This is a genomic window from Pseudomonas sp. SDO55104_S430 (genome assembly GCF_054070595.1).
In genome coordinates, this window is sequence record NZ_JBSVXG010000453.1 from 1 (window position 1) to 1,665 (window position 1,665).

General features: G+C 59.7%; 1 protein-coding gene. It reads left to right on the forward strand.

The window, feature by feature from the left end; translation table 11 throughout:
* The first annotated feature begins 305 nt into the window (after nucleotides 1-305).
* Nucleotides 306-1,565, forward strand: a complete 1,260-nt coding sequence (locus ACW9JE_RS30620) for an OprD family porin (protein WP_457434890.1) — start codon at nucleotides 306-308, stop codon at nucleotides 1,563-1,565.
* Nucleotides 1,566-1,665 lie beyond the last annotated feature (100 nt).

Sequence of the window (1,665 nt, forward strand, 5' to 3'; positions counted from 1 at the left end):
AACGCATTCCAATTGTGGGAGCGAGCCTGCTCGCGAAAGGGCCATCCAATACACCACAAAACCCAGATCAATCTTGGTTCGATAATCGCCCAAAACCCGCTTTAAAATATTGAACCACCTGGTACATTCACATCACCATCGACCTACAAAACCAATAACAACAGGTTCGACACCATGCCCCCGCGCCCTGCCCTGTCCGGCTGATCCCCCAGGCTTCACCGAAAAATGTCGATTTGTCCGTCTGCATCCTCCCCCGGTTGCGGCACACCCCGTTTCATCCCGAAGAATTAGAGAGCCCCGAGCCCATGACGCCTTCCACCCAACCGTATTTCGTTCCCGGCCTGATCGCCGTCGCCCTGGCCAGCGCCACCCTGCCCGCCCAGGCCGAAGAGTCAGGCTTTGTCGAAGACGCGAAGGTCAACCTGAACCTGCGCAACTTCTACATCAACCGCAACTTCACCAACCCGACCAAGGCTCAGGGCAAGGCTGAAGAGTGGACGCAAAGCTTCGTCCTCGACGCCAAGTCCGGCTTTACCCAAGGCACCGTCGGATTCGGCATGGACGTGCTGGGGCTGTATTCAGTGAAGCTCGACGGCGGCAAAGGCACCGGCGGCACGCAACTGCTGCCGCTGGATGGCGACGGGCGCCCGGCGGACAACTACGGTCGCACCAACGTCGCGTTCAAGGCCCGCTTGTCGCAGACCGAAGTGAAGGTCGGCGAATGGATGCCGGTGCTGCCGATCCTGCGTTCCGACGACGGCCGCTCCCTGCCGCAGACCTTCCGTGGCGGGCAGATCACCTCGAAGGAAATCGCCGGCCTGACGCTCTATGGCGGTCAGTTCCGCCAGAACAGCCCGCGCGACGACAGCAGCATGGACGACATGTCGATGACCGGCAAAGCGGCGTTCACCTCCGACCGTTTCAACTTCCAGGGCGGCGAATACCTGTTCAACGAAAAGCGCACCCAGATCGGTGTGTGGAACGCCGAACTGAAGGACATCTACAGCCAGCAATTCATCAACCTGACCCACAGCCAACCGATCGGCGACTGGACCCTGGGCGCCAACCTCGGGTTCTTCTACGGCAAGGATGATGGCAGCGCCCGCGCCGGCGACCTGGACAACAAGACAATGTACGGCCTGTTCTCGGCCAAATACGGCGGCAACACCTTCTACGTCGGCCTGCAAAAACTCACCGGCGACAGCCCTTGGATGCGGGTCAACGGCACCAGCGGCGGCACCTTGGCCAACGACAGCTACAACTCCAGCTACGACAACGCCCGGGAGAAGTCCTGGCAGGTACGCCACGACTACAACTTCGTGGCCTTGGGCGTACCGGGCCTGACCCTGATGAACCGCTACATCAGTGGCAGCAACGTACACACCGGGAGCATCACCGACGGCAAGGAATGGGGACGGGAAAGCGAACTGGGCTACACCGTGCAGAGCGGTGCGCTGAAGGATCTGAACATAAAATGGCGCAACTCGACCATGCGCCGGGATTACAGCAACAACGAGTTCGATGAGAACCGGCTGATCATCAGCTATCCAATTAGCCTGCTATAAACACAAAACCAATGTGGGAGCGGGCTTGCTCGCGAAAGCGATCTGTCTGCCAACACCATTTCCTCCTTCCACAACACCCCCGCGAACAAACCCCCTCCCA